Origin of the sequence: Pseudomonas sp. Pseusp11 (assembly GCF_047304405.1) — a bacterium.
GTDB lineage: Bacteria > Pseudomonadota > Gammaproteobacteria > Pseudomonadales > Pseudomonadaceae > Aquipseudomonas.
In genome coordinates this window covers 115,028-139,416 of the sequence record NZ_JBGLZF010000008.1, presented here as the reverse complement: position 1 = coordinate 139,416, position 24,389 = coordinate 115,028, and the positions used below count along the sequence as shown (strand labels likewise).

At 61.0% G+C, this 24,389-nt stretch carries 17 protein-coding genes (1 of these 17 cut by a window edge); 11 read left to right on the top strand and 6 right to left on the bottom strand.

The window, feature by feature from the left end; all coding sequences use genetic code 11:
• Positions 1 to 209 precede the first annotated feature (209 nt).
• The 4 genes from peaA (at position 210) to peaD (ending at position 4,774) form a co-directional block, all read left to right on the top strand.
• Entirely contained in the window at positions 210 to 1,790 is a 1,581-nt protein-coding gene (gene peaA, locus ACCC96_RS09155) for a quinohemoprotein amine dehydrogenase subunit alpha (protein ID WP_413695629.1), read from the top strand.
• Between the two features lie 87 nt (positions 1,791 to 1,877).
• A complete protein-coding gene (gene peaB / locus ACCC96_RS09150; RefSeq protein WP_413695628.1) occupies positions 1,878 to 3,308 on the top strand; it encodes a quinohemoprotein amine dehydrogenase maturation protein in 1,431 nt (476 codons plus the stop codon).
• A 1-nt stretch (position 3,309) separates the two neighbouring features.
• A complete protein-coding gene (gene qhpC, locus ACCC96_RS09145; RefSeq protein WP_007971075.1) occupies positions 3,310 to 3,633 on the top strand; it encodes a quinohemoprotein amine dehydrogenase subunit gamma in 324 nt (107 codons plus the stop codon).
• Positions 3,634 to 3,655: 22 nt separating this feature from the next.
• Positions 3,656 to 4,774 (top strand): quinohemoprotein amine dehydrogenase subunit beta, encoded by a 1,119-nt coding sequence (gene peaD, locus ACCC96_RS09140; protein WP_413695627.1) that lies wholly within the window; start codon positions 3,656 to 3,658, stop codon positions 4,772 to 4,774.
• A gap of 84 nt (positions 4,775 to 4,858) precedes the next feature.
• Here peaD and ACCC96_RS09135 read toward each other — a convergent pair whose 3' ends face one another.
• Positions 4,859 to 5,260, bottom strand: a complete 402-nt coding sequence (locus ACCC96_RS09135) for a lysozyme inhibitor LprI family protein (protein WP_019648317.1) — start codon at positions 5,258 to 5,260, stop codon at positions 4,859 to 4,861.
• A gap of 59 nt (positions 5,261 to 5,319) precedes the next feature.
• Entirely contained in the window at positions 5,320 to 6,240 is a 921-nt protein-coding gene (locus tag ACCC96_RS09130; RefSeq protein ID WP_019648318.1) for an ADP-ribosylglycohydrolase family protein, read from the bottom strand.
• 198 nt (positions 6,241 to 6,438) lie between these two features.
• Between ACCC96_RS09130 and ACCC96_RS09125 the strand changes: the two genes are divergently transcribed.
• The gene (locus ACCC96_RS09125) at positions 6,439 to 6,927 is read left to right on the top strand and encodes an SRPBCC family protein (protein WP_018925328.1); all 489 of its coding nucleotides are present in this window, start codon (positions 6,439 to 6,441) and stop codon (positions 6,925 to 6,927) included.
• 573 nt (positions 6,928 to 7,500) lie between these two features.
• Here the strand turns inward: ACCC96_RS09125 and ACCC96_RS09120 are convergent.
• Positions 7,501 to 8,826 carry a PLP-dependent aminotransferase family protein gene (locus tag ACCC96_RS09120; RefSeq protein WP_413695626.1) on the bottom strand — a complete coding sequence of 442 codons (1,326 nt, stop codon included), beginning with the start codon at positions 8,824 to 8,826 and terminating at the stop codon, positions 7,501 to 7,503.
• Positions 8,827 to 8,926: 100 nt separating this feature from the next.
• On the opposite strand from ACCC96_RS09120, the gene ACCC96_RS09115 reads away from it, so the two are divergent.
• Positions 8,927 to 9,556 (top strand): LysE family translocator, encoded by a 630-nt coding sequence (locus tag ACCC96_RS09115; protein WP_413695625.1) that lies wholly within the window; start codon positions 8,927 to 8,929, stop codon positions 9,554 to 9,556.
• A gap of 26 nt (positions 9,557 to 9,582) precedes the next feature.
• A complete protein-coding gene (locus ACCC96_RS09110) occupies positions 9,583 to 9,921 on the top strand; it encodes an antibiotic biosynthesis monooxygenase family protein (protein ID WP_019648322.1) in 339 nt (112 codons plus the stop codon).
• A 73-nt stretch (positions 9,922 to 9,994) separates the two neighbouring features.
• On the opposite strand, the gene inhA is transcribed toward ACCC96_RS09110, so the two are convergent.
• Positions 9,995 to 10,681 (bottom strand): isonitrile hydratase, encoded by a 687-nt coding sequence (gene inhA, locus ACCC96_RS09105; RefSeq protein WP_413695624.1) that lies wholly within the window; start codon positions 10,679 to 10,681, stop codon positions 9,995 to 9,997.
• Between the two features lie 90 nt (positions 10,682 to 10,771).
• On the opposite strand from inhA, the gene ACCC96_RS09100 reads away from it, so the two are divergent.
• Positions 10,772 to 11,764, top strand: coding sequence for a GlxA family transcriptional regulator (locus tag ACCC96_RS09100; protein ID WP_413695623.1), 993 nt, complete (start codon positions 10,772 to 10,774; stop codon positions 11,762 to 11,764).
• Positions 11,765 to 11,821: 57 nt separating this feature from the next.
• Here ACCC96_RS09100 and ACCC96_RS09095 read toward each other — a convergent pair whose 3' ends face one another.
• Positions 11,822 to 12,211: a hypothetical protein gene (locus ACCC96_RS09095; RefSeq protein WP_413695622.1), complete on the bottom strand. Its 390-nt coding sequence runs from the start codon at positions 12,209 to 12,211 to the stop codon at positions 11,822 to 11,824.
• Between the two features lie 686 nt (positions 12,212 to 12,897).
• On the opposite strand from ACCC96_RS09095, the gene ACCC96_RS09090 reads away from it, so the two are divergent.
• Complete coding sequence (locus tag ACCC96_RS09090) at positions 12,898 to 13,272, top strand: DUF6124 family protein (protein ID WP_401174581.1); 375 nt, start codon at positions 12,898 to 12,900, stop codon at positions 13,270 to 13,272.
• Between the two features lie 167 nt (positions 13,273 to 13,439).
• On the opposite strand, the gene ACCC96_RS09085 is transcribed toward ACCC96_RS09090, so the two are convergent.
• Positions 13,440 to 15,263 carry a glycoside hydrolase family 15 protein gene (locus ACCC96_RS09085; protein WP_413695621.1) on the bottom strand — a complete coding sequence of 608 codons (1,824 nt, stop codon included), beginning with the start codon at positions 15,261 to 15,263 and terminating at the stop codon, positions 13,440 to 13,442.
• Between the two features lie 193 nt (positions 15,264 to 15,456).
• Between ACCC96_RS09085 and ACCC96_RS09080 the strand changes: the two genes are divergently transcribed.
• Together ACCC96_RS09080 and ACCC96_RS09075 are read left to right on the top strand one after the other, a co-directional pair.
• The gene (locus ACCC96_RS09080; RefSeq protein ID WP_413695620.1) at positions 15,457 to 16,194 is read left to right on the top strand and encodes a thioesterase II family protein; all 738 of its coding nucleotides are present in this window, start codon (positions 15,457 to 15,459) and stop codon (positions 16,192 to 16,194) included.
• Positions 16,195 to 16,528: 334 nt separating this feature from the next.
• Positions 16,529 to 24,389, top strand: partial view of a non-ribosomal peptide synthase/polyketide synthase gene (locus ACCC96_RS09075; RefSeq protein WP_413695619.1) — the 5' portion only. Its footprint extends 4,511 nt past the window's final position; 7,861 of the gene's 12,372 nt are visible here — the first part of the coding sequence; the start codon lies at positions 16,529 to 16,531; the stop codon falls past the right edge of the window.

The following is a 24,389-nucleotide window of genomic DNA, read 5'->3' as shown; positions in this document are numbered from 1 at the left end:
GACGCGGGCGATCTCGTTCAGGCGCGCTCAATAGCCAGTGTTTTCACGTAACTGATTGAATTTTATGGTGATCGTCAAGCTGGCACGCTCCGTGTATTGCTCATCGCAGACGTTTCGCTTGCCTCCGTCAGCGGATCAAAGCCGACGGCAGAAACCATAAAAACGATAAGCCACAAAAATAAGAAAGCACCGTGCGAGGTTCGACGTTGATGAAGAGAAAACTCCGATCAGGCATGAGCGCCAGTCTGCTGGTAGTAGCCGCCTGTATGGCGCTGCACTCACCCCATAGCCTGGCAGCCCGCGACGCCCAGACCATCCTCAAGGAAACCTGTCAGGGCTGTCACACCCCCGAAGCCGATAACGCCCTGAGCCGCATCAGCCACCAGCGCAAAACCCCGGAAGGCTGGCTGATGAGTATCGCCCGGATGCAGACCATGCACGGTTTGCAGATCAGCGATGACGACCGCCGGACACTCGTCAAATACCTGGCCGACACCCAGGGCCTTGCGCCGAGCGAGACCGATGGTGTGCGTTACGCGCTGGAGCGGCGGCTCAATACCGTCGAGAAGTTTGACGACCAGACCAGCCAGATGTGCGGTCGTTGCCACTCCGGCGCGCGGGTTGCCCTGCAACGGCGTCCGGCGCAGGAATGGGAGCGCCTGGTGAACTTCCACCTCGGCCAATGGCCGTCGCTGGAATACCAGGCGCTGGCCCGTGATCGTGACTGGTTTGATATCGCCCGCAAAGACATGGTGCCGCTGTTGGCCAAGCGTTATCCGCTGGACAACCCGGCCTGGAAAAAATGGCTGGGCAGCGCACCGAAAAGCGCTGCGCTGGTGGGTGACTGGAGCTTCAGCGGCCACTTGCCGGGCAAAGGTGAATTGGCCGGCGTGATGAGCGTGACCGCTGATGGCAGCGACACCTTCAAGGTCGGCGTCAAAGGCCAATATGCCGACGGCACGCCCTTCAATGGCGACGGCAGCGCGATTCTCTATACCGGCTACGAATGGCGCGGCAACGTGACCATTGATGGTGTGATCATGCGCCAGGTGTTCGCCGCCCAAGGCAATGCCATGCAGGGGCGGATGTTCGAAGCCGAGCACGACGAGCGCGGTCTGGACTTCGTCGCCGCCAAACAGGGTTCCCAGCGTTTGTTGGCGGTGCAGCCGGGTTATCTGAAGGCGGGCGCCGAGACAGAGGTGACGCTGGTCGGCAGTGGCCTCACCGGCAAACCAAACTTCGGCAAGGGCGTGGAAGTGCTCGAAGTCGTCGAGCAAAGCGCGGACCGAATCAAGGTCAAACTCAAGGCCGCCGCCAATGCCCAGCCGGGCCTGCGCGCGGTGACGGTTGGCAGCCTGAAAGGCCCGAGCCTGTCGGTCTACAGCAAGATCGACTCGGTCAAAGTGGTGCCGGAATTCTCGGTGGCGCGGATCGGCGAGGGCGGTGGTTCCACGCCGAAAGTCCAGGGCCGCTTCGATGCCGAAGCCTGGGGCAAAGGCGCCGACGGCAAGCCATATCGCATCGGCGTGTTCCCGGCGCAGTGGAAAGTCGAAGCCTTCGACGACCGCGCCAGGGAAGACGAAGACGTCAAGTTCGCCGGCACCATGCAGGCCGACGCTGGCGTGTTCACCCCGGGCGATGCCGGGCCGAACCCTGCGCGCAAGATGTCCACCAACAATGCCGGCAACCTCAAGGTGATCGCCGCCGTCGACGACGCAGGGAAATCCCTGACCGGCGAAGGCCACATGATCGTCACTGTGCAACGCTGGAACAATCCACCCATTCCGTGATGTTGAAAACCTGACTTTTACGGTTTCAGACACTTTTCGGAATGACCGCAAGACCCCGCAAGAAGGGGCTTGCACAGGAGGTTTGCCATGGGCGCTATCTTGAATCTGGTCGAGCGTAATCTGCACGAAGTGCACGTCGATGCCGACCGCATGCTGTTTCACATTCCCAGCAGTTCGCTGTTCGCCAGCGATGAGCTGACCGGCACCATCATCGATACCTTGCGCGGTCCCGGCTGTTCCTCGGAAGACCTGATCCAGCGCTTGGCCGCACGTTTCAACGGCGAAGAAATCACCGAGACCCTGCGCGAGCTGATCTCGCTGGAACTGGTCAGCGACGGCTCGCCACTGACGCCGGACATCGGCACCAAACGGGTCGAACGCACCGCGATCAATACTGTGGTGCTCAACGTCAACACCGGCTGCAATCTGAGCTGCACCTACTGCTACAAGGAAGACCTCGACAAGCCGTCGGCCGGCAAGAAAATGGACGTCGAAACCGCGGTCGCGTCGGTGGAAATGCTGCTGCGCGAATCCCCGGACGAAGAACGCTTCACCGTGGTGTTCTTCGGTGGTGAGCCGCTGAGCAATCGCAAGTTGATCGAGTACATGGTCGACTACTGTGAAAAGCGCTTTGCCGAGGCGGGCAAGTTCGTCGAGTTCGTCATGACCACCAACGCCACGCTGCTCACCGAAGAGACCGTGGACTACCTCAATGCCCATCGCTTCGGGCTCTCGGTCAGTATCGACGGGCCGAAAACCGTGCACGACCGCAACCGCATCACCGTGGGCGGGCAGGGCACTTACGATGTGGTGCGACGCAAGGCCGAAATGCTGCTGTCGCGCTACAACAGCCGTCCGGTGGGTGCGCGGGTAACCCTGACCACCGGCGTCACCGACGTCGAGACCATCTGGGATCACCTGTTCAACGAACTGGGATTTGCCGAGGTCGGTTTTGCTCCCGTGACTTCGGGCGATATCAGCAGTTTCAACCTGTCCAGCGATGAACTGATCGAAGTTTTCGCCAACATGAAAAAACTCGGTCGGCGGTATCTGGAAGCGGCGCTGGAGCACCGCAACATCGGTTTCTCCAACCTGCACCAGTTGATCACCGACATCCATGAAGGCCACAAAAAAGCCCTGCCATGCGGTGCGGGCCTGAAGATGCTGGCGGTGGATCACAAGGGCGAATTGAACCTGTGCCATCGCTTCACCGGTTCGAGCCTGCCGACCTTCGGCAACGTCCACAGCGGCGTGAAACAGGTCGAGTTGAACGACTTCCTCTCACAACGCCTGGACCGCACCAACACCGGTTGCGAGGACTGCCAGATCCGCAATCTCTGCTCCGGCGGCTGCTACCACGAGAGCTACGCCCGATACGGCGACCCGACCCATCCGACCTATCACTACTGCGAGCTGATGCGTGACTGGGTCGACTTCGGCATCGAGGTCTACACCCGGATCATGGCTCACAACCCTGCGTTTATCAGCAGCTACATCACTCCGCGCAAGGCTCACTGATATGAAACATCTCAAGGCAATCAATAACAAAGCGTTGAAGCTGGATCAGGCCGCGGATGAAAACCGCATCGAAGAAGTGGTGGCGATGAGTTCCGTCGCCGGCTGCGCCTCGACCACCGACCCGGGTTGGGAAATCGACGCCTTTGGTGGTGTGTCTTCGCTGTGCCAGCCGATGGAGGCCGATCTTTATGGCTGCTCCGACCCGTGCTGGTGGCCGGCCCAGGTGCCGGACATGATGAGCACCTACCCGGACTGGAACAAGGATGCCCAGGCGTCCAACGAAAACTGGCGCAACCTCGGCACTGTCTTTCCAAAAGACAAGTAATCGGACAGAGAAGGATTCCAGCATGCCTAGCATCAAAGCCTGCGGCCTGGCCGCGTTCGCCGTCCTGAGCGCTTGTTCGCTCACTGTTCTGGCCGATGAAAACACTGCACTCGAAACCGGTCACGAGTACATGTTGACCACCAATTACCCGAACAACCTGCACGTCATCGACCTGGCGACGGACACGTTGTTCAAGACCTGCAAAATGCCGGACGCCTTCGGCCCTGGCACCGTGCAGCTGTCGCCGGATCGCAAGACCGCTTACGTATTGAACAACCACTATGCGGATGTCTACGGCGTTGAGCTGGACAGCTGCAAGCAGGTATTCCACGCCAGCATCACCCAGAAACCGGGGGAGAAAGCACGTTCGATGTTCGCGTTCACCCTCAGCCATGACGGCAAGGAGCTGTACACCGTCGCCAACCCGACGTTGATGCTCAACGATCGCTACGAAGTGCAGCAACCGCGCCTCGATGTGTACGCGACCGACGCCGGCATGGACGCCAAACCCGTGCGCAGTTTCCCGGCACCACGGCAGTTGACCATCATGCAGAGCGGTGACGACGGCACGTTGTATGTGGCAGGCGCGGATGTTTACAAGGTTAATGTGAACACCGGCAAGTTCGACGTGCTGATCCCCAACCGTCACTGGAAACGGGCCAACTACAGCGCACCGGACGTGCTCTACGTGTGGAACCAGCAGACCTATCGTCATGATTTCTCGCTGCTCTACACCGCCGCGAAATTCAAGGACAAGAAGCAGGACCCGGCCACCGCCGAGTACCTCTACGGGCTGTTCAGCATCGACCTGAAAACCGGCAAGACCGAAACCACCGACTTCGGTCCGCTGACGGAAATCTACTTCAGCGGCATGCGCTCGCCCAAGGATCCGAACCTGATGTTCGGCGTGCTCAATCGCTTGGCCAAGTACGACATCAAGCAGAAGAAAATGCTGCAGGCGGCGACGCTCGATCACTCCTACTACTGCATTTCCTTCAACAAGGACGGCAGCAAGATCTACCTGGCCGGGACGTTCAACGATGTGGCGATTTTCGATGCCGATAGCCTGAAGCAAATTGGCAGCATCAAGATGCCGGGTGGGGATATGGCGATTACCACGGCGCAGGTTTTTGTTCGGTAATTGTGGTGCCTGAGCGGGTGCCTTCGCGGGCAAGTGCGGCGATCCGACTTGTCCCGCGAAGAGGCCCTCAAGAACGCCGCAGCATCAAGCCTCAGGCACCGGGCAACTCAAATCCCCTTCCTTACACTTCAAGTAAGTCTTGAACGCTTCGACCCGCGCCTTGGTCAGCTCCGTGGTGCAGTTGCTGTAGATCAGCGGATAAACACTGCCTCCCTCCACACCGGATGCCGAGAACTTGCATTCGGCATCGCGAAACGCAATCCATGAGCGCTGGGCACCGACCAACAGCTTCTTGGCGTCAGGGCTGTCCTTCAATCGCGTGGTGATCTGCTGGTAAAGCGCATTCAACTCCTTGTCGGCCGCTTTGTTCTGCTGCGCCGCGCACTGATTCATCGTTGTCTGGTCGGTGGCGTTGTCGCAGTCGACGGCATGCGCAAGAGGGGTGAACAGAAGTGGCGTCAGTGCCAGGAGCAAGCGTGGGTGCATGGGGATTCTCGCTGTGACAATTGAAAAGAGGAGGTTGCAGTGTAGCGAAGACGCAGGCTTCAGCTTGTAGAAAGGGCGCCTGAAGCCGCGAGTAACTGGTCCGCACAAGCCTGGATGTCAGCGCGCCTGTGCAACTTCGCCAACCAGCCTTCAGGGATGGCCTGCACACCATAGTGAGCCCCGGCCAACTGACCGACGATGGCGGCAGTGGTATCGGCGTCGTCACCCAGGTTCGCGGCTTCGAGGATGGCGGCTGCAAAACTGTCAGTGTGGTGAAAGCACCACAAGGCCGCTTCCAGTGATGCAACGCAGTAGCCGCTGCCCCGGATATCGTCTTTGGACTTGTCGAGGTAGTCGCCTCGGGCGATGGCCATGACTTTCGGTTCCAGGAATATTGTCTCTGGCAGGCGCTGCAAATCCGGCTTGGTGGCGCCTAGCAATGCCTTGTGGAGCAGTTCGGCAAGCAGCTGACAGCATTCAAGTGCTTCCGGCGCGGCATGGGTAGTACGCGAACTGTCTACGGAAAACGTCCTGATCCGGTCGCGGTCGGGAAAGTAGTACAAGACTACCGGCGCCAGCCGCATCAGCGAACCGTTGCCCGCCGTGTCGGGATCGGAGGAGCCTGCGAATGGCTGACCGGTTTTCTGATAACGAGCCAGCGCTTCACGTACGGTCATGCCAATGTCGAAGCATTCGCCGGTCGAACTCAGGTAACCCGATTGCCACCAGTTGAGGTAACGGCCCATCTGGTCAGCCGCATCAAAACCTTTTTTGTTCAGCAGACTTTCAGCCAGGCAAAGTGCCATGGATGTGTCATCGGTCCATTGCCCCGGCTTCAGATTGAACGGGCCGCCGCCAACCATATCGGTCAGGGGCTCGAACGAGCCGCGTGGCTGGAATTCGACACTGGTGCCGATAGCATCTGCACAAGCAAGCCCTAACAGGGTTGCGCGATAACGCTCCGTGAGTGAAGGCTGCATGAATCTTCCTTGTAAGGTTGCACGTCGTTGCAAACGTTAGCAGTTTCAATCCGTTGACTGTGCCTTTCAAACCAGAACTTATGGCCAAAATCGAGGCCGAATATTTCAGGTACGGTTGATTGCATCAGCCGTTTGATACAACTTTTAGGTTGGTCTTCTGGTCTTTACGGGCCTACTGTTCAATACAGGAGGTGACTTATGAACCCAGCATCAGATCGCATCGAAAGAAAGATCCTGCTCAAGGCGCCGCGCTCGCGGGTCTGGCGCATGCTGGCCAATGCCGAAATGTTCGGGCAATGGTTCGGCGTGGCACTCGAAGGCAAGCGCTTTGTCGCCGGCGAGTGGACCCAGGGGCAGATCACTTATCCTGGTTATGAGCACTTGTTGTGGAATGTACTGGTGGAACGGGTCGAGCCGGAGCGGGTGTTCTCGTTTCGCTGGCACCCGTATGCGGTGGAACCGGAAGTCGATTACTCCCAGGAGCCCACCACGCTGGTGAAATTCGAACTCCAGGACATGGACGAAGGCACGCTGTTGACGGTCGTCGAGTCCGGTTTCGATCACGTTCCTCAGTCGCGCAGGCTCAAGGCGTTCCGCATGGACAGCCGTGGCTGGGATGAGCAGATGAACAATATCGAACAGTTTCTGGCAGAAAACACCAAGGCCCACGAGCGTCAGGGAAGTTGATGGCTGCAAGCCGCGAAATTCGCGGCTTCGGCCAGTGATGGTTGATACGTCTAAGGGTTTTCGGAAGGGCGGCTATAGCGAATGTCTTACACGTGGTAGTAGCTATATCGTCTATTGCTGATTGGATCCGAAGCGTAATCTAGCCCCATCAACTGAAGCACAGGAAGTGCTCAGGGTCACGGATGATCGACCATAAGCAAGGATTGCTGCCGACAGGGAGTCGATATGGTCTTGGGAAAACCCGCTTCGGCGGGTTTTTTTTCGTCTGCAGGAAACTGCGACCGATCTCCCGTACCTGTACCCGTACTAGTAGCAGCTGCCGACCGCAGCCTTCGGCAGCTGCTACAAGGGCTGCTTTCAGGCGCTGAATGGTCAATGGCTTACACGCAGCCGCTGTTATGTCGTCTTTTGAAGCTTCATCGATGTGTTTAATCTGGATCCATCAACTGAACACAGGACGTGTTCAGGATCACGGATGATCGACCATACGCCAGGATGGCTACCGACAGGATGTCGTAATGGTCTTGAGAAACCCGCTTAGGCGGGTTTTTTTATGGGCGTCAGAAAAGTCCGTCAGATGTCCACGACTTCACGCAGAGTCTCCAGGGCGCGCTTCAACACGTCGAGGCTGATCGACCCCATGGCCACCCGCAGTGCAGGAGGCACATGAGTGGTCGTGGCAAAGGGATCGGCGCTGGTCACCTGCACACCTTTACGTTCCAGCTCGGCAACCACCGTTTCGGCCCGCAAGCCTTCGGGCAATCTGAGCCAGAGGTAGTAGGACGCGGGATGCGCCACCAGTTCGCAATTGTTCAGGATTTGCCGAGCCAGGTTCTGTCGCTGCCGGGCGTCCAGGCGCTTTTGCTCTTCGAGGTTGTCGACTTCGCCGCTATCGATCCAGCGGCAGGCCAGCGCGACGGTCAGCGACGGGGTGCTCCATGTCGACACGCGAATGGCTTGTTCCAGCGCCGGCATCATCGCTTTCGGTGCAACGATGAAACCGATGCGCAGGCCCGAGGCAACGCTTTTCGACAGGCCGCTGATGTACAGCGTGCGCTGCGGGGCCAGGGTAAACAGCGGTTTGGGTGCCGGTTCTGCGAGGAAGGCATAGGCGCCGTCTTCGATGATCAGAAAGTCGTAGCGTTCGGCCAATTGCACCAGGCGCTCACGGTCGGCGATGGACATCACCGTCCCCAGCGGATTGTGCATCGTCGGCATGCTGTAGAGCGCCCGCACGGGGCGCCGCTTGCACAGCGCTTCCAGGGCGTCGAGGTCGGTGTGTCCGGCGATTTGCGGCAGGGCTTCGAGGTCCAGCCGATGGGCCTGGGCCAGGGTTTTCAGGCCGGGGTACGTGAGGGCGTCGAGGGCCAGAATATCTCCCGGCTTGAGCAGTGCCATCAGCGTCACGGCAAGACCTTGCTGGGCGCCGTTGACGATCAGCACCTGATCGCCCCCCACCCGAATGTCCCGATTGCGTAAATGCCGGGCCGCCGTCTGCCGTTCATGCGGCCGCCCGCCCTGAGGCGCGGAATGCAATAGCGCATCGATATCCCCGGAGGCGGCAATCGCTCGCAAACCCTCGCGCAATAATTCGTCCTGACCGGGTACCGACGGGTAATTGAAGGTCAGGTCCACCATGCCGACGCCCAGTGGTTGCTGTTCCAGCCCCAGTCCGCGTGGCAAGGACGTGTCGCGCACAAAGGTGCCACGGCCGGTCTCGCCGACCACCAGGCCGATCGCTTCCAGCTCGTGATAGACCCGCAATGCCGTGGCCAGGGCGATCCGTTCGCGCTGCATCAACGCGCGAATGGTCGGCAATTGCGTGGCGGGTGGCAGTTCACCGCTGCGAATCTTCCCGGCGAACTGATCCACCAGGCGTTTGTAGCGAATACGGGTCATGGGTGAGCGCTCTTTGTATCTGGATCAATTTTTTGTTTGTATCAGATTGGCGCTTTAATCTACAGGCAATCTACAGGCTTTCCAGGACGGAGACTGCGCTGTGATTGACCTTGCGACCTTATCGATTTTCGTCGGCGCGGTGATGTTGTTGCTGCTGTCACCCGGACCGAACATGGCCTTCGTGATCAGCCATGGCGCCAGTTATGGCTGGCGCGGTGGCGTGGCGTCGGGATTGGGCATTGGCCTGGCCGATCTGATCCTGACGGCGCTGACCGCGATGGGCGTTACGGCACTGGTTGCCAGTTGGCCGCCGGCCTTCGACCTGATCCGTTATGCCGGTGTCTTGTACCTGCTGTGGCTGGCGCTCAAGGCGTTGCAAAAGCCATCGGCCGGCGGCATGTCGGATGTTGCGCAGGTGCCGCTCAAGACCCTGCTGATCCGGGCGATGCTCAACAGCCTGTTGAACCCCAAGGCCTTGCTGTTTTTCATGGTGTTCCTGCCGCAATTCGTTAACACGCAGCGAGGCTCGATTGCCATGCAGCTGGTGCTGCTGGGCATGGTGCTGACCCTGGTCAGTGGCGTGTTTCACACCCTGCTCGGGGTTTTCGGCAGCACGGTCAGCCGGCGTATTTCCAGCACGTCGACATTCGCCAAATGGCAGTCATTGGGGCTGGCCGCGGTATTGCTGTTGCTCGCCGTCCGGCTGGCCCTGATGACACGTCCGGCCTGACTCATTCACTGAAAAGGAACCTCTGCATGTACATCGCATCGTTTATCTACAAACCCGGGCAACGAGACGAGGAGTTCAACCGGTTGAGCACGTTGATCGACGAAGTCGCGATCAGCATCGAAGGGTTCGTCGGTACCCAGTCCTGGTGCTCGGCCGATGGCGAACTGGTCAACGCCAGTTACTACTGGCAGGACGAAGCTTCTATCCGGGAATTCGCCAGCCATCCCAGGCACCTGGAGGCCAAGCGTCAGTACCGCAAGTGGTATGCGGGTTATCAAGTGGTGATTGCCAAAGTGGAGCGGGCTTATGGCGATGACTCGTTCGAGCTGTTTGTGCCGAATGGCCGGCGTGCGGCGAATGCTTGAGCGAGGTTTTCCGCGACGGATTCCCGGCCTGAATGACTGGCTGCGGGGGGATAGCCCCCCGCGGCCATCTCTTTCACTGGAGATCGAGTTTCGCCGCTGCACGTTCGGTGATTTCCGTGCGCAATTTCAACGACCCGGCAGCGCGTTTACGGGCTTCCTCCAGCACGCTGGCTGGCGCTGTCTCGGGGCTGCCCGACGCAAACGGCGGTGCCGGGGCGTATTCCAGCTGCAATTGCACCAGTTGCGCGGTGTCCTTATCGAACAATTCAGCGGCCAGGGTCAGGGCAAAATCGATCCCTGCGGTGATCCCGCCACCGGTCAGCAGATTGCCGTCGCGCACCACCCGATCCTTCACCGGGATCGCCCCCAACAGCCCGAGCAACTCGTGATACGCCCAGTGCGTGGTGGCGCGCTTGCCCTTGAGCAGCCCTGCCGCGCCAAGCACCAGGGCACCGGTGCAGACCGAGGTGACATACCGCGCCGTGGCGGCCTGAGTCTTAATGAAGGCCAGGGTTTGTTCATCCTCCATCAACGGGCCGACGCCGCCACCACCGGGAACGCAGATCACATCCAGCGGAGGGCAATCGTCGAAGGTGATGGTCGGTTTCAACACCAGCCCGGTACTCGCGGTGACGGGCACCAGGTCCTTCCAGATCAGGTGCACCTTCACGTCCGGCAGCGAGGCCAGCACGTCATAAGGGCCGGTCAGGTCCAGTTGTTGAACCTGTGGAAACAACAGTAAACCGATCTGCAACGTCATGGCGTTTTTCTCCTGATTGGGGTGGACGGCTTCACTGTAGGCTCGTAGGATTTGGCGAATACGCCAATAACCCCACGAATTACGCCAAACATGCCAAGCCACCCGAAAACCATTCATGTGCTGGCTTTTGCCAACGTGCAAGTGCTCGATGTCACCGGGCCGTTGCAGGTGTTTGCCTCGGCCAACGACATTGCCCGCCAGCGAGGTTTGCCGCCGCCCTATGCGCCGTCGGTGATTGCCAGCGGTGGCGGGGCGGTGATGTCGTCGGCGGGGTTGGCGCTATTGGCGGAGCCGCTGCCGGATCGGGGCAGCGACACCTTGATCATTGCCGGTGGCTGGGGCGTTTACGCGGCGGCGCAGGACGCGTCGCTGGTGGCGTGGGTGCGTGAGCATGCGCGAGATTGCCGGCGAGTGTCGTCGGTGTGCACCGGGGCGTTTCTGCTGGCAGCCAGCGGCTGGCTTGATGGTCGACGAGTGGTGACGCACTGGACCCGTTGCGAGCAATTGGCACAGCAACATCCCAAACTGCAGGTCGAACCCAACCCGATCTTCATCAATGACGGCCCGGTCTGGACCTCGGCCGGGGTCACGGCGGGTATTGATCTGGCGCTGGCCATGGTCGAACAGGATCTCGGCCGAACCATGGCCCTCGAAGTCGCTCGGCAACTGGTGGTGTTTCTCAAGCGTCCGGGGGGCCAGTCGCAGTTCAGCGTGACCCTGTCGTTGCAGAAAGAAGGCAACCGATTCGACGAGCTCCACGCCTGGATTAGCGAAAACCTCACCAAGGACCTCGGCATCCCGACCTTGGCCTTGCAGGCCGGGATGAGCGAGCGCAGCTTCGTCCGTCACTACCGCGCCGACACCGGCCAGACCCCGGCACGAGCCATCGAGCTGATTCGGGTCGAGACAGCGCGACGGCTGCTCAGCGACACCGGCGTACCGATCAAACGGGTCGCGGTGCAATGCGGGTTTGGCAGCGAAGAAACCTTGCGTCGCAGTTTTCTGCGAGCCATGGGCGTGACACCGCAGGCTTATCGCGAGCGGTTTTCCGTCAGCCCTCCAGCAGATCCAGTAATGCCTTGAGCGTCGCCTCGGGCGCTTCCTCGGGAATGTTGTCAGATCGATCTGAGGCCTTACTTCTCAGGCTTCCACGTCCGCCACCTGATTGAAGTACTTCGACCGGTCCGGTGTAAACGTCACCACCATTTTGGTCCTGGAACAGGTCAACGCCCGTTCTGCGCTCAGATCAATATCCAGATCTTCCCCGCGTAATCCTTGCCATTGGGCGAGGTATTTCAGGGATCCGTATTTTTCGAGTTTCTTCAGGCTGCGGCTGACGCCACCTTTCCAGCCCAGCACCGGGAGTTCGCCGGTGAGGCATTGGTTGGCGAGGTCGGGGAAGCGGGCGGCGCGTTGGCGGCCGATCTCCCAGCATTTGATCAGGCCTTTGTCGTGGCCCTCCCACAGTTCAGTCCGGTTCAGGCCTGATCGGAGTGGGGTATCGATGCTGCGATGGATGCGCTGGGTCATTCTGGTTCCTTGAATTCGGGTTTTGTTGGACAGCTCCGCTGTGCCCGTTGAGCGTGGATGGTAGGGATGGATGTAGGTGCTGGCAACAAGGTATTTCCGGATGTAGGAATGAGTAACTGCGTGTTGATTGGGCAGGTTTGTTTAGTAAATGTAGGTGTTTGCCCTACACGATCCTGTGGCGAGGGGGCTTGCCCCCGTTCGGCTGCGTAGCAGTCGCTAAGCCAGTAAATACGGTGCTTCTGGAGGAATGTGGTTGCAGATTTCAGGGCCGCTGCGCGCCCCAACGGGAGCAAGCTCCCTCGCCACAGGAGGTCATTCCTGTCAGGCGGAGTGTGTTTAAGTTCATCGCGGGTAGGCCTTGATCCTACAAAAAGTGTCGTAAATGTGGATATTTCCGACGAGTTTTGGCGGTTGTTGATTAGGAAAGGGAGCCGATAGGCTTTGGGGGTCGTTGCAAATTCAGCGACCGGGTTTGGTCACCCGTGCAATGTCAGGCGTGCAAGCGCCAACGTGAGCATGTCGGCGCTTTTTCTTGTGCTTGTCGGTATGCTTCGCGGTGGGCTGTGCGCGGGGCACTTTCGAGTGCGCCGGGTGCCTGACTTCCCGGTTGACCAACCTGCGTACCGCCCACCACCCATCGTTTGGTCACGACGGCGGTGAGCTTCATGAATGTCAGGAGTTACACCATGATAAAAGACAGTCCCAATCCCCCAGAAACCGACAACGTTTCTCCCTACGAATCCCTCGATTCGAAAAAACTCCACGACGCCGCCGAACGTGCGCTCGACCACTACCTCAAACCCACCCCGAAAAAAACCGAAGGCCGTAAGCCAAGCAAGATGTTTCTGGTTGCGCCGGATATGGATAACGAAAGTCTGCTGGCCCATGTCTGCGAATCACTGGCCTCAGCTAGCGTAATGACCAGCGACATTGCCGCGTATGTCGATGCTCCGCAACGGCATACGCTCCTGGCGATTCAGCAGGTCATCATGCTGGCCGAGCTGGCGGTGAATCGAGTGCTGGATAACGTCGACGTACCGAAGCCCGCGCCACACAGCTGACCCTCTGTAGGAGCGAGCGGTGCGGCGATCCGACTTGCCCGCGAAGGCGATCTCACATTCAACATGGATGTCGCCTGACACACCGTCTTCGCGGGCAAGCCTCGCTCCTACAGACTCACGCTGGACCTGTGGGAGCGAGGCTTGCCTACGAAGAAGACAACTCGGTCTCAAGGCTGCCAGAAGTTCTTCTCCCCACTCAACTTCCGATCCAGAAAGCTCGCCGCGCTGATCAGCGCCAGGTGCGTCAGTGCTTGCGGTGTGTTGCCCAGGTGTCGGGCGTGGCTGTCGAGTTCTTCGGCGTACAGTCCCAGTGGGTTGGCGTACCGCATCAATTGTTCGAACTCCAGGTGCGCCTTTTCTATCTGGCCGGCGCGGGCCAGGCATTCGACGTACCAGAACGAGCACGCGGCGAAAGCGCCTTCGATGCCGGGCAGGCCGTCGATCTGGCTGTCGTCGTTGCGGTAGCGGTAGACCATGCCCGCGCGCACCAGGGTTTTCTCGATGGCTTCAAGGGTCGCGATCCAGCGTGGATCCTTGGCGCTGACGAAGCGCACCAGCGGCATCAGCAGCATCGAGCCGTCGAGGCCGGTGCCGCCGATGTGCTGGACGAAATGCCCGCGTTCTTCGTTCCAGAAGTTGCTCCAGATGTCGGCGTAGATCGCTTGACGGGTCTGGTCCCAGCGGGCGAACGGGGCGGGCAGCGAGCGTTTGGAGGCCAGCCGGATGGCCCGATCCAGCGCCACCCAGCACATCAGTCGCGAGTGCAGGAAATGATGCTGCTCGCCGCGCATTTCCCAGATGCCAACGTCCTTTTGCTGCCAGGTTTCGCAGACCTGATCGACCACTTCCACGGTGTGTTTCCAGCCCTCATGGGAGATCGCTTCACCGTACTTGTTGACCAGGTACACCGCGTCCATCAGCTCGCCGAAGATGTCGAGCTGGATTTGTTCGTAGGCCTGATTGCCGATGCGCACCGGCGTCGCACCGCCATGGCCGGACAGGTGCGAAAGTTCGGTTTCCGGCAGTTCCTGGCGGCCGTCGATGGCGTAGAGAATATTGAGTTTCATCGGCTTGCCGCGGCAATCGCTGACCCTGCCGCGCAGCCAGCGCATGTAGGCGTTGGCTTCCTCGACGAAGCCCAGGCGCATGAAGGCGTAGACGGTGAACGAGGCGTCGCGGATCCAGGTGTAGCGGTAGTCCCAGTTGCGTGTGCCGCCAGGTGTTTCCGGCAAACCGAAGGTGGCAGCGGCGAGGATGGCGCCGTGTTTGCGCGAGGTCAGCAGTTTCAGCGCCAGGGCCGAGCGATTGACCATTTCCCGCCAGCGCCCGCGGTAATTGGACTGGCCGATCCAGTCGCGCCAGAACTTCAGGGTGCGCTCCAGGCACAGATCGGCGGCGCCTTTCTTGAAGCGCGGATCGTCAACGCCGCCGAGCAAAAATTCGGCGCTCTGGCCCTGTTCGAGGGTGAATTCGGCAATCGCTGCGTTGCCCTCGACGCGCAAGGGCTGATCCGCACGCAGCTGCATGGGCGGCTGACCGGAGGCCTCGAAATACACACTGCGGCCGCGCGCCCGCGCCTTGGTGTGAGCTCGGGCATAGTCATGACGCAGGTTGCAGAGCATCTGTATCGTCGCTTGACCGCTGACCACGCGCACCCGGCGCATCAACAGCGGCAAATCATCCTCGCTGTCGCCGATCGGCAGCAGATCGATGACTTCGACCACTGCGTTATCGCTGAGCCAGCGGGTTTGCAAGACGTTGGTGTCGGGCAGGTAAATCTGCTCGCGGCGGGCGTCGGGCAGGTCCGGAGCCAGTTGGAAGATGCCGGCTTCGGGGCTGTCCAGCAGCGAGCAGAAGATCGACGGGCTGTCGAATTCCGGCCAGCAGAAAAAGTCCACGCTGCCCTTGTCGTTGACCAGCGCCGCGCTGCGCATGTCGCCAATGATGCCGTGGGCGTCGATCGCGCTTTGTCGTTCGGAATGATCAGCCATTGCCGCAGAACTCCGGGAATCGAGGGCCTTACCAGCTGACTGGTTTAAGCCACAGAGAGTTCATTTGGCGACGAACCGGCCTTCACACTCAACCAATAATTCGACGCTTTCTCCCTGGCGGGATTTACCGGCGCCGACTAATTTTCGCCCCTCGTGGGTCGTCTTCCCATACAGACGACTTTTTGAGGTAAACGTGGTGACCGAGTTGACCCTGCTGTGCCTGCCGTATTCTGGCGCCAGTGCCATGGTCTACAGCCGTTGGCGGCGCAAGTTGCCGCAGTGGCTGCAGTTGCAACCGGTGGAGCTGCCGGGGCGGGGCGCACGGTTCGGCGAACCGTTGCACACCGACATGCGCGTGCTGGCGATGCAATTGGCCCGGGAGCTGCGTTCGACGCTCAAGGCGCCTTACGCCTTGTTTGGTCATAGCCTGGGCGCCTTGCTCGCGTGCGAGCTGGCCCACGCCTTTCGTGTGTTGGGTTGCCCGGAACCGGTGGCGCTATTTGCCTCGGGAACGGCGGCGCCGACGATGCGGGCCGACTACGATCGCGGCTTTGCCGAGCCGAAAACCGATGCGCAGTTGATCGAGCAACTACGCACGCTCAATGGCACCAGCGAAGAGGTGCTGGCCAATGAAGAGCTGATGAGCCTGACACTGCCGATTCTGCGCGCGGATTTTTTGCTGTGCGGACGTTTTCAGCCAGTGCAGCGGCCATTGCTCAAGTGCCCGGTGCATGTGCTGGGTGGCAAGGCCGACAAGGCCACCACTGAGCAGTTGATCGGCTGGAGCAGGGAAACCCACGGCAGCTTTTCGGTGGACATGTTGGCCGGTGGGCACTTCTTCATTCATGAGCACGAAGCCAAGGTGCTGCGGGTGATCAAGGATCAGCTGGGGGTTCATCATCGGCGGCATGCCTTGGCGGCTGTCGGTTAACACGATGCTTCAGTTTGGTGATCTCTGTGGCGAGGGAGCTTGCTCCCGCTGGGTTGCGAAGCGACCCTAAAACCTGCGACCTCGCTGTGTCAGGAATACCGCATTCGCCGGTTTACGACTGTTGCGCAGCCGAGCGGGACGGTGCGGCGATCCGACAAGCTACCTCGCCACAGGTCTGTGTTCGGCCGTCATTTCTTCGCCGCACCGCCGATTCCAGCCGCTTCGACCTCCCTTCCTGATACTTGTTCTCAAACGCTAATTTTTCCGGTCTGCATTCGTTTCATAGGGACGACGTGCCTTTGTGCTTCCTGCCTACTGATCCGGATGCTAAGAAATGAATGCTGAAGACTCCTTGAAACTTGCTCGCCGGTTTATCGGGTTGCCCCTGGAAAAGCGCCAGATGTTCCTTGCGGCCTTGCACAAGGAGGGCGTGGACTTCGCCCGTTTTCCGATTCCGCAAGGGGTCGAGGCCGAAGACCGGCAAGCGCTGTCCTACGCCCAGCAGCGCATGTGGTTCCTCTGGCAACTGGACCCGCACAGCGGCGCCTACAACTTGCCGGGCGCAGTGCGCCTGACCGGGCAACTGAACCTGCCGGCCCTGGAGCAGGCGTTCGCCAGCCTGGTGGCGCGTCATGAAACCCTGCGCACGGTGTTCCAGCGCCAGGCCGACGAGTCCCTGCAACAAGCGCCGACCCATGCGCCGCTGGTGATCGAGCAGGTCGATTTCAGCGCGTTGCCAACCCTTGAGCGCGAACAGGCCGTGACCGAGGCCGCCCAGCAGCAATCGTTGCTGCCGTTCGATTTGGCCGTCGGGCCACTGCTGCGGGTCAAGCTGCTCAAACTCACCGAGCAGGAGCACGTGCTGCTGCTGACCCTGCACCACATCGTTTCCGATGGCTGGTCGATGAACGTGTTGATCGACGAGTTCATCCGCTGCTACGACGCCCATGATGCGGGTGCGCAACCGCAGCTCGCGCCGTTGCCGATTCAGTACAACGACTATGCCTTGTGGCAACGCCGCTGGCTGGAAGCCGGGGAGCAGGCGCGGCAACTGGAGTACTGGCAAGCCCAATTGGGCGATGAGCATCCGGTGCTGGAACTGCCCACCGATCATCCGCGCCCGGCGATGCCCAGCTATCGCGGCACGCGTTATGAGTTCGGCGTCGACGGCCAACTGGCCGAGCAACTGCGTGCCACCGCGCAGAAACACAACATCACCTTGTTCATGCTGTTGCTCGGCGCGTTCAACGCGTTGCTGCACCGCTACACCGGGCAGACCGACATCCGCGTCGGCGTTCCGATCGCCAACCGCAACCGTGGTGAAATCGAAGGCCTGATCGGTTTTTTCGTCAACACCCAAGTGCTGCGCACCCGGCTCGACGGCCAGACCCGTGTGGCGGATTTGCTCAGTGACATCAAGGAAACCGCCCTCGGCGCCCAGGCCCATCAGGACTTGCCGTTCGAGCGGTTGGTGGAAGCGTTGAAACTGGAGCGCAGCCTCAGCCACACGCCGTTGTTCCAGGTGATGTACAACCATCAGCCGCAGGTGGCGGACATTTCCACGGTGACCACCGCCTCGGGCCTGGAACTGGGCGTGATCGAATGGGAAGGGCGCACCACCCAATTCGACCTGACCCTGGATACCTATGAAAAGGCCGGCACACTGCACGCCGCGCTGACCTACGCCAACGACCTGTTCGATGCGCCGACCATTGCTCGCATGGCGCGGCACTGGACCCATTTGCTGCAAGGCATGGTCAACGACAGCCAGCAGCGCATCAGCGATTTGCCGCTGCTTGAAGCCGAGGAATACCAACGCATCGTCCATGACTGGAACCGCGCTGACGAAGGTTTCGCCGATGATCTGTGCATCCATCAGCTGATCGCCAGACAGGTCGCGGCCACGCCGGACGCGCTGGCGGTGACTTTCTCTGAGAAGCAGCTGACTTACGCCGAACTCGACAGCCGCGCCAATCAACTCGCCCACAAGCTGATCGAGTTGGGCGTGGGTCCGGAAGTGCGGGTCGGCGTGGCGATGCAGCGTTCCGACAGTCTGTTGGTGGCGTTGCTCGCGGTGCTCAAGGCCGGCGGCGCCTATGTGCCGCTGGATCCGGATTACCCGGCCGACCGCGTGGCCTACATGCTCGAAGACAGCCGCGCTTTGGTGCTGCTGACCGAGCAGGCTGTTGCGGCAACATTGAACGTCACGGCGGGCACTCAAGTGCTGTTGATGGACAACGCCGAGTCGTGGCTGGCCACTTACTCAAGCAGCGCACCGGTGACCGGCGTCACGCCGGATAACCTGGCCTACGTGATCTACACCTCCGGCTCCACCGGCAAACCCAAAGGCGTGGCCATCGCCCATCGCAACGTGCTGGCGCTGATCGACTGGTCGCAATCGGTGTACAGCTGCGACGACATTCAAGGTGTGCTGGCCTCGACCTCGGTGTGTTTCGACCTGTCGGTATGGGAGCTGTTTGTCACCCTGGCCAACGGCGGTTCGGTGATCATCGCCCGTAACGCCCTGGAGCTGCCGCAACTGCCGGCCCGCGATCAGGTGCGCCTGATCAACACTGTGCCCTCGGCGATCAATGCATTGCAGCGCGACGGGCAGATCCCGCCGAGTGTGCGCATCATCAATCTGGCCGGTGAGCCGCTGAAGCAGAGCCTGGTGGAGGCGCTGTATCAGCAGCCGACCATCGAGCACGTCTATGACCTCTACGGTCCATCGGAAGACACCACCTATTCCACCTGGACCCGCCGCCAGTCCGGCGGCAGCGCCAACATCGGCCGGCCGCTCAAACATACTGCCAGCTATTTGCTCGATGCCGATCTGCAACCGGTGCCACAGGGCGTATCGGCCGAGTTGTACCTGGCCGGCGCGGGCATCACCCGGGGTTACCTGGCGCGACCGGGCATGACCGCCGAGAAGTACGTGCCGAACCCGTTTGCCAGCAACGGCGAGCGTCTGTATCGCACCGGTGATTTGACCCGCTATCAGGTCGACGGCGCGTTGCAATACGTCGGTCGCATCGACCATCAGGTCAAGGTTCGTGGTTTCCGGATCGAGCTGGGTGAAATCGAAGCGCGGCTGTTGCAGCAGGATGCGGTACGCGAACTGGCGGTGTTGGCTCAGGATGGCGCCAGCGGTCAGCAACTGGTTGCCTATATCGTGCCGACCGATGCCGCGGTGTTGGCGAACGATGCCGATGCTCAAGCGAACCTGCGCGAAATCCTGAAAGCCGCGCTGCGCCAACATTTACCGGACTACATGGTCCCGGCTTATCTGCTGTTCCTCGAACAATTGCCGTTGACCCCCAATGGCAAGTTCGACCGCAAGGCCTTGCCTGCGGTCGACGGCACCCAGCAGCAACGTGAACACGTGGCGCCGCGCTCGGCCCTGGAAAAGTCGCTGGCGGCGATCTGGCAGGACGTTCTGGCCATCGACAACATCGGCCTGGAAGACAACTTCTTCGAGCTGGGCGGCGACTCCATTGTGTCGATGCAAGTGGTCAGCCGTGCGCGTCAGGCGGGTATCGTGCTGAGCCCCAAAGACTTGTTCCAGTACCAGACCCTCCGCAGCCTGGCGCAAGTGGCCCGCAGCGGCGAACAGAACCTGATCGATCAAGGTCCGGCCCTTGGCGCGGTGGCCCTGAGCCCGGTGCAGCATTGGTTCTTCGAGCAAGCCATTCCTGAACGCCAACACTGGAACCAGTCGTTGCTGCTGGTCCCGCGCGAAACGCTGGATGCCGGGGCGCTGGATCAAGCGTTGGCGCAGTTGCTCACCCATCACGACGGCTTGCGTCTGCGTTATGAACAGACCGACGCCGGTTGGCAGCAGGCCTATGGCGCAATGTCCGGTGAGTCGGTGCTGTGGCAACGCTCGGCGCAATCGCTCGAAGAGCTGAATGCGTTGTGCGACGAAGCCCAGCGCAGTCTTGATCTGGGCAACGGCCCGTTGCTGCGAGCGTTGTCGGTGCAGATGGCCGATGGCACTCAGCGGCTGCTGCTGGTGATTCACCATTTGGCGGTGGACGGTGTGTCTTGGCGGGTGTTGCTGGAGGATCTGCAGCAGTTCTATCGCCAGGCACGCGACGGCTCGACGCTGACGACGGCGACGAAAACCAGTTCATACCAGCGCTGGGTGGCGCGTCTACAAAGCCACCTGCCAACGTTCCACAGCAGTGTCGATTATTGGCAGTCGCAACTGCGCGATGCAGCGCAACACGACTTGCCGTGCGACCGCCCAGACGGTGCACTGCAAAACCGTTTCGAGCAGAAAGTCGAACTGACCTTCGATGCCGAACAAACCCGCAAACTGCTGCAACAGGCGCCGGCGGCTTATCGCACTCAGGTCAATGATCTGCTGCTGACCGCCTTGGCGCGGGCCGTGTGCCGCTGGACCGGGCAGGGCAGCACGCTGATCCAGCTCGAAGGCCACGGCCGCGAGGACCTGTTCGACGACATCGATTTGACCCGCACTGTCGGCTGGTTCACCAGTCTGTTCCCGGTCAACCTGAGCCCGTCCGGCGACCTCGGCGTGTCGATCAAAACGGTCAAGGAGCAACTGCGCGCGGTGCCGGACAAAGGACTGGGCTACGGCGTGCTGCGCTATCTGGGCGACTCGCAGGTTGGCGCCGCACTGGCAGCCATGCCGCAACCGCGCATCACCTTCAACTACCTGGGGCAGTTCGACCGTCAGTTCGACGAAGCGGCGTTGTTTGTGCCGTCCAGCGAAGGCAGCGGTGTGGCCCAGGATCCGTCGGCGCCGTTGGCCAACTGGCTGACGGTCGAAGGCCAGGTGTACGGCGGCGAGTTGTCGATGAGCTGGGGCTTCAGCCGCGAGATGTTCGACACCACGACCATCCAGCAGCTGGTTGATCAATACGCTGTCGAACTCAACGCATTGATCGAGCATTGCTGCACCCTTGAGGTGCCACAGGCCACGCCATCGGACTTCCCGCTGGCGCGCATCACCCAGGCACAACTCGATGCGTTGCCGGTGGCCGTCGGCCAACTCGACGACCTCTATCCGCTGTCGCCGATGCAGCAGGGGCTGTTGTTCCATACCCTGTACGAGCAGGCGGCGGGTGAATACATCAATCAGCTGCGGGTGGATGTGCAAGGCCTCGAGCCGGAGCGTTTCCGCGCCGCTTGGCAGGCCACGGTCGATGCACAGGACATCTTGCGCACAGGTTTTGTCTGGCAAGGCGAACTGGAACAACCGGTGCAGATCGTCCACAAGCAGGTGCAGTTGCCGTTCACAGTGCTCGACTGGCGTGAGCGTGACGATCAGCTTCAGGCCCTGAATGAACTGGCCAATGCCGAGCGCCAACAAGGATTCGACCTGAGTCAGGCGCCGTTGCTACGACTGGTGCTGGTGCACACCGCAGCCGATCGCTGGCAGCTGATTTACACCCATCACCACATCCTGATGGACGGCTGGAGCAACTCGCAGTTGCTCGGCGAAGTCTTGCAGCGTTACAGCGGTCGCCCGCCGATAGCTACCGGCGGACGCTATCGCGATTACATCGCTTGGTTGCAGCGTCAGGATGCGCAACTGAGCCAGGACTTCTGGCGCGAGCCATTGGCCTCCTTGCAAGAGCCGACCCGACTGGCGCGGGTGGCGTCCGGCAACGAAACCTTGAGCGGGCACGGCGACCACTTCCAGACCCTGGACATCAGTCGCACCCAAGGCCTTGAAGCCTTTGCCCGGCAACAGAAAGTCACCCTCAACACGTTGGTGCAAGCCGCGTGGCTGCTGTTGTTGCAACGCTACACCGGTCACCCAACCGTGGCGTTCGGCGCCACGGTGGCCGGGCGACCGGCAGACTTGCCCGGCATCGAGCAAGCGGTCGGCTTGTTTATCAACACCTTGCCGGTGATCGGCGCGCCGCGTCCGGACCAAAGCGTCGGCCATTGGTTGCAAGCGGTACAGGCGCAAAACCTCAGCCTGCGCGAGTTCGAACACACACCGCTGGCGGACATTCAACGCTGGGCCGGGCAGGGCGGCGAAGCGCTGTTCGACAACATTCTGGTGTTCGAGAACTACCCGATTGCCCAGGCGCTGCAACAGGGCGCGGAGCAAGGCGTGGTATTCGGCGACGTCGCCAACCTTGAGCAAACCCATTATCCGTTGAGCGTTGCCGTGACATTGGGCCAGACCCTGGCGCTGCATTACAGCTTCGACCGGGCGCATTTCGCAACGCCGGCGATCGAACGCATCGGTGCGCACCTGCTGCAACTGCTGGAGCAGTTCGCCGAGTCGGCCGAACGCAATCTTGGTGAAATTGCCTTGGCCAGCGCCGCCGAACTGGCGCAGCAACAGGCCGATAACCAGCCGCAGCCGTACCCGGTGAACGTCGCCGTGCACCAGCGCATCGCCGCCCAGCGCCCCGAGCGCACAGCGGTGATCTTCGCCGGCCAGCGGTTCAGCTATGGCGACATCGACCAACGCGCTAATCAGTTGGCCCACGCCCTGATCGCCCGGGGTGTCCGCCCGGAAAGCCGGGTCGGCGTGGCCTTGCCGCGCAGCGAAGGGGTGATCGTCGCGCTGCTGGCGGTGCTCAAGGCCGGCGGTGCCTACGTGCCGCTGGACACCAGCTACCCGCGCGAACGCCTGGCCTATCTGATCGAGGATTCGGGGCTGGCGTTGTTGCTCACCGACTCGTCGGTTTCTGCGCAGTTGCCGGTGGATGATTCGGTCCCGGTGCTGGAACTCGACCGTCTCGATCTGCGCAGCCAATCCCTCACTGCGCCCAAGGTGCAGCTCGATCCGCAGAACCTCGCTTACGTCATTTACACCTCCGGCTCCACCGGTAACCCCAAAGGCGTGAGCGTCGCCCATGGCCCGCTGGCGATGCATTGCCAGGCCATCGGCGAACGCTATGAAATGCGTGACAGCGACTGCGAATTCCACTTCATGTCCTTCGCCTTCGACGGTGCCCATGAGCGTTGGCTGACCAGCCTGACCCACGGCGCCTCGCTGCTGATTCGCGACGACAGCCTGTGGACCCCGGAACAGACCTACAACGCCATGCGCGAACACGGCGTGACGGTGGTGGCGTTTCCGCCGGTCTACCTGCAACAACTGGCCGAACACGCCGAGCGTGAAGGCCACCCGCCGAAGGTGCGGATCTACTGCTTCGGCGGCGATGCCGTGCCCAACGCCAGTTTCGAGCGGGTCAAGCGTGCGCTCGATCCGGACTACATCATCAACGGCTACGGCCCGACCGAAACCGTGGTCACGCCGCTGATCTGGAAGGCCGGGCGCGACGTACAGTGCGGCGCGGCCTACGCGCCGATCGGCAGTCGCATCGGTGACCGCAGCGCTTACGTGCTGGACGCCGACCTGAATCTGCTGCCCCAAGGCATGGCCGGTGAGCTGTACCTGGGCGGCACCGGCCTGGCCCGGGGTTACCTGAACCGCCCTGGTCTGACGGCAGAGCGGTTTGTCGCCGACCCGTTCAGCACGGTCGGTGGCTTGCTGTACCGCACCGGCGACCTGGTGCGGCAGCGAGCCGATGGCACGTTCGACTATCTGGATCGCATCGACAATCAGGTGAAAATTCGCGGTTTCCGCATCGAACTGGGGGAAATCGAAGCGCGCCTGCAAGCCCTCGATGGCGTGCGCGAAGCGGTGGTGGTCGCTCAGGAAGGCACCGCCGGCAGCGGCAAGCGCCTGGTGGCTTATGTGGTCGCCGATGTGTTCAATGCCGAACGGGCTGATTTCGCCGACAGCCTGCGCGAGCAACTTAAAGTCGCGCTGCCGGCGCACATGGTCCCGGCGTATTTGCTGCTGCTTGAGCGCCTGCCGCTGACCCCCAACGGCAAACTCGACCGCAAGAACCTGCCCAAGCCGGACGTCAGCCAATTGCAGCAAGCTTATGTGGCGCCGAAAAGTGCTCTGGAGCAGCAACTGGCGGCGATCTGGCAGGACGTACTGAAACTCGATCAGGTCGGTTTGAGCGACAACTTCTTCGAACTAGGCGGCGATTCGATCATCTCGATTCAAGTGGTCAGCCGTGCTCGTCAGGCTGGAATCCGCTTTACGCCAAAAGACCTGTTCCAACACCAGACCATCCAGGCACTGGCCACGGTGGCGCGGTTGGGTGAGCAGGCCCAGGTCATCGATCAAGGGCCGGTGACCGGCGAATTGGCGTTGTTGCCGGTGCAACAGGCGTTCTTCGAACAGG

Bases quoted from the DNA above. Each gene is read 5' to 3' on its own strand.
- ACCC96_RS09120 (WP_413695626.1), bottom strand. From the start codon at position 8,826: ATGACCCGTATTCGCTACAAACGCCTGGTGGATCAGTTCGCCGGGAAG.
- ACCC96_RS09100 (WP_413695623.1), top strand. From the start codon at position 10,772: ATGCCAAGCCACCCGAAAACCATTCATGTGCTGGCTTTTGCCAACGTG.
- peaB (WP_413695628.1), top strand. From the start codon at position 1,878: ATGGGCGCTATCTTGAATCTGGTCGAGCGTAATCTGCACGAAGTGCAC.
- peaA (WP_413695629.1), top strand. From the start codon at position 210: ATGAAGAGAAAACTCCGATCAGGCATGAGCGCCAGTCTGCTGGTAGTA.
- ACCC96_RS09090 (WP_401174581.1), top strand. From the start codon at position 12,898: ATGATAAAAGACAGTCCCAATCCCCCAGAAACCGACAACGTTTCTCCC.
- ACCC96_RS09095 (WP_413695622.1), bottom strand. From the start codon at position 12,211: ATGACCCAGCGCATCCATCGCAGCATCGATACCCCACTCCGATCAGGC.
- ACCC96_RS09110 (WP_019648322.1), top strand. From the start codon at position 9,583: ATGTACATCGCATCGTTTATCTACAAACCCGGGCAACGAGACGAGGAG.
- ACCC96_RS09130 (WP_019648318.1), bottom strand. From the start codon at position 6,240: ATGCAGCCTTCACTCACGGAGCGTTATCGCGCAACCCTGTTAGGGCTT.
- ACCC96_RS09135 (WP_019648317.1), bottom strand. From the start codon at position 5,260: ATGCACCCACGCTTGCTCCTGGCACTGACGCCACTTCTGTTCACCCCT.
- qhpC (WP_007971075.1), top strand. From the start codon at position 3,310: ATGAAACATCTCAAGGCAATCAATAACAAAGCGTTGAAGCTGGATCAG.
- inhA (WP_413695624.1), bottom strand. From the start codon at position 10,681: ATGACGTTGCAGATCGGTTTACTGTTGTTTCCACAGGTTCAACAACTG.
- ACCC96_RS09085 (WP_413695621.1), bottom strand. From the start codon at position 15,263: ATGGCTGATCATTCCGAACGACAAAGCGCGATCGACGCCCACGGCATC.
- ACCC96_RS09125 (WP_018925328.1), top strand. From the start codon at position 6,439: ATGAACCCAGCATCAGATCGCATCGAAAGAAAGATCCTGCTCAAGGCG.
- peaD (WP_413695627.1), top strand. From the start codon at position 3,656: ATGCCTAGCATCAAAGCCTGCGGCCTGGCCGCGTTCGCCGTCCTGAGC.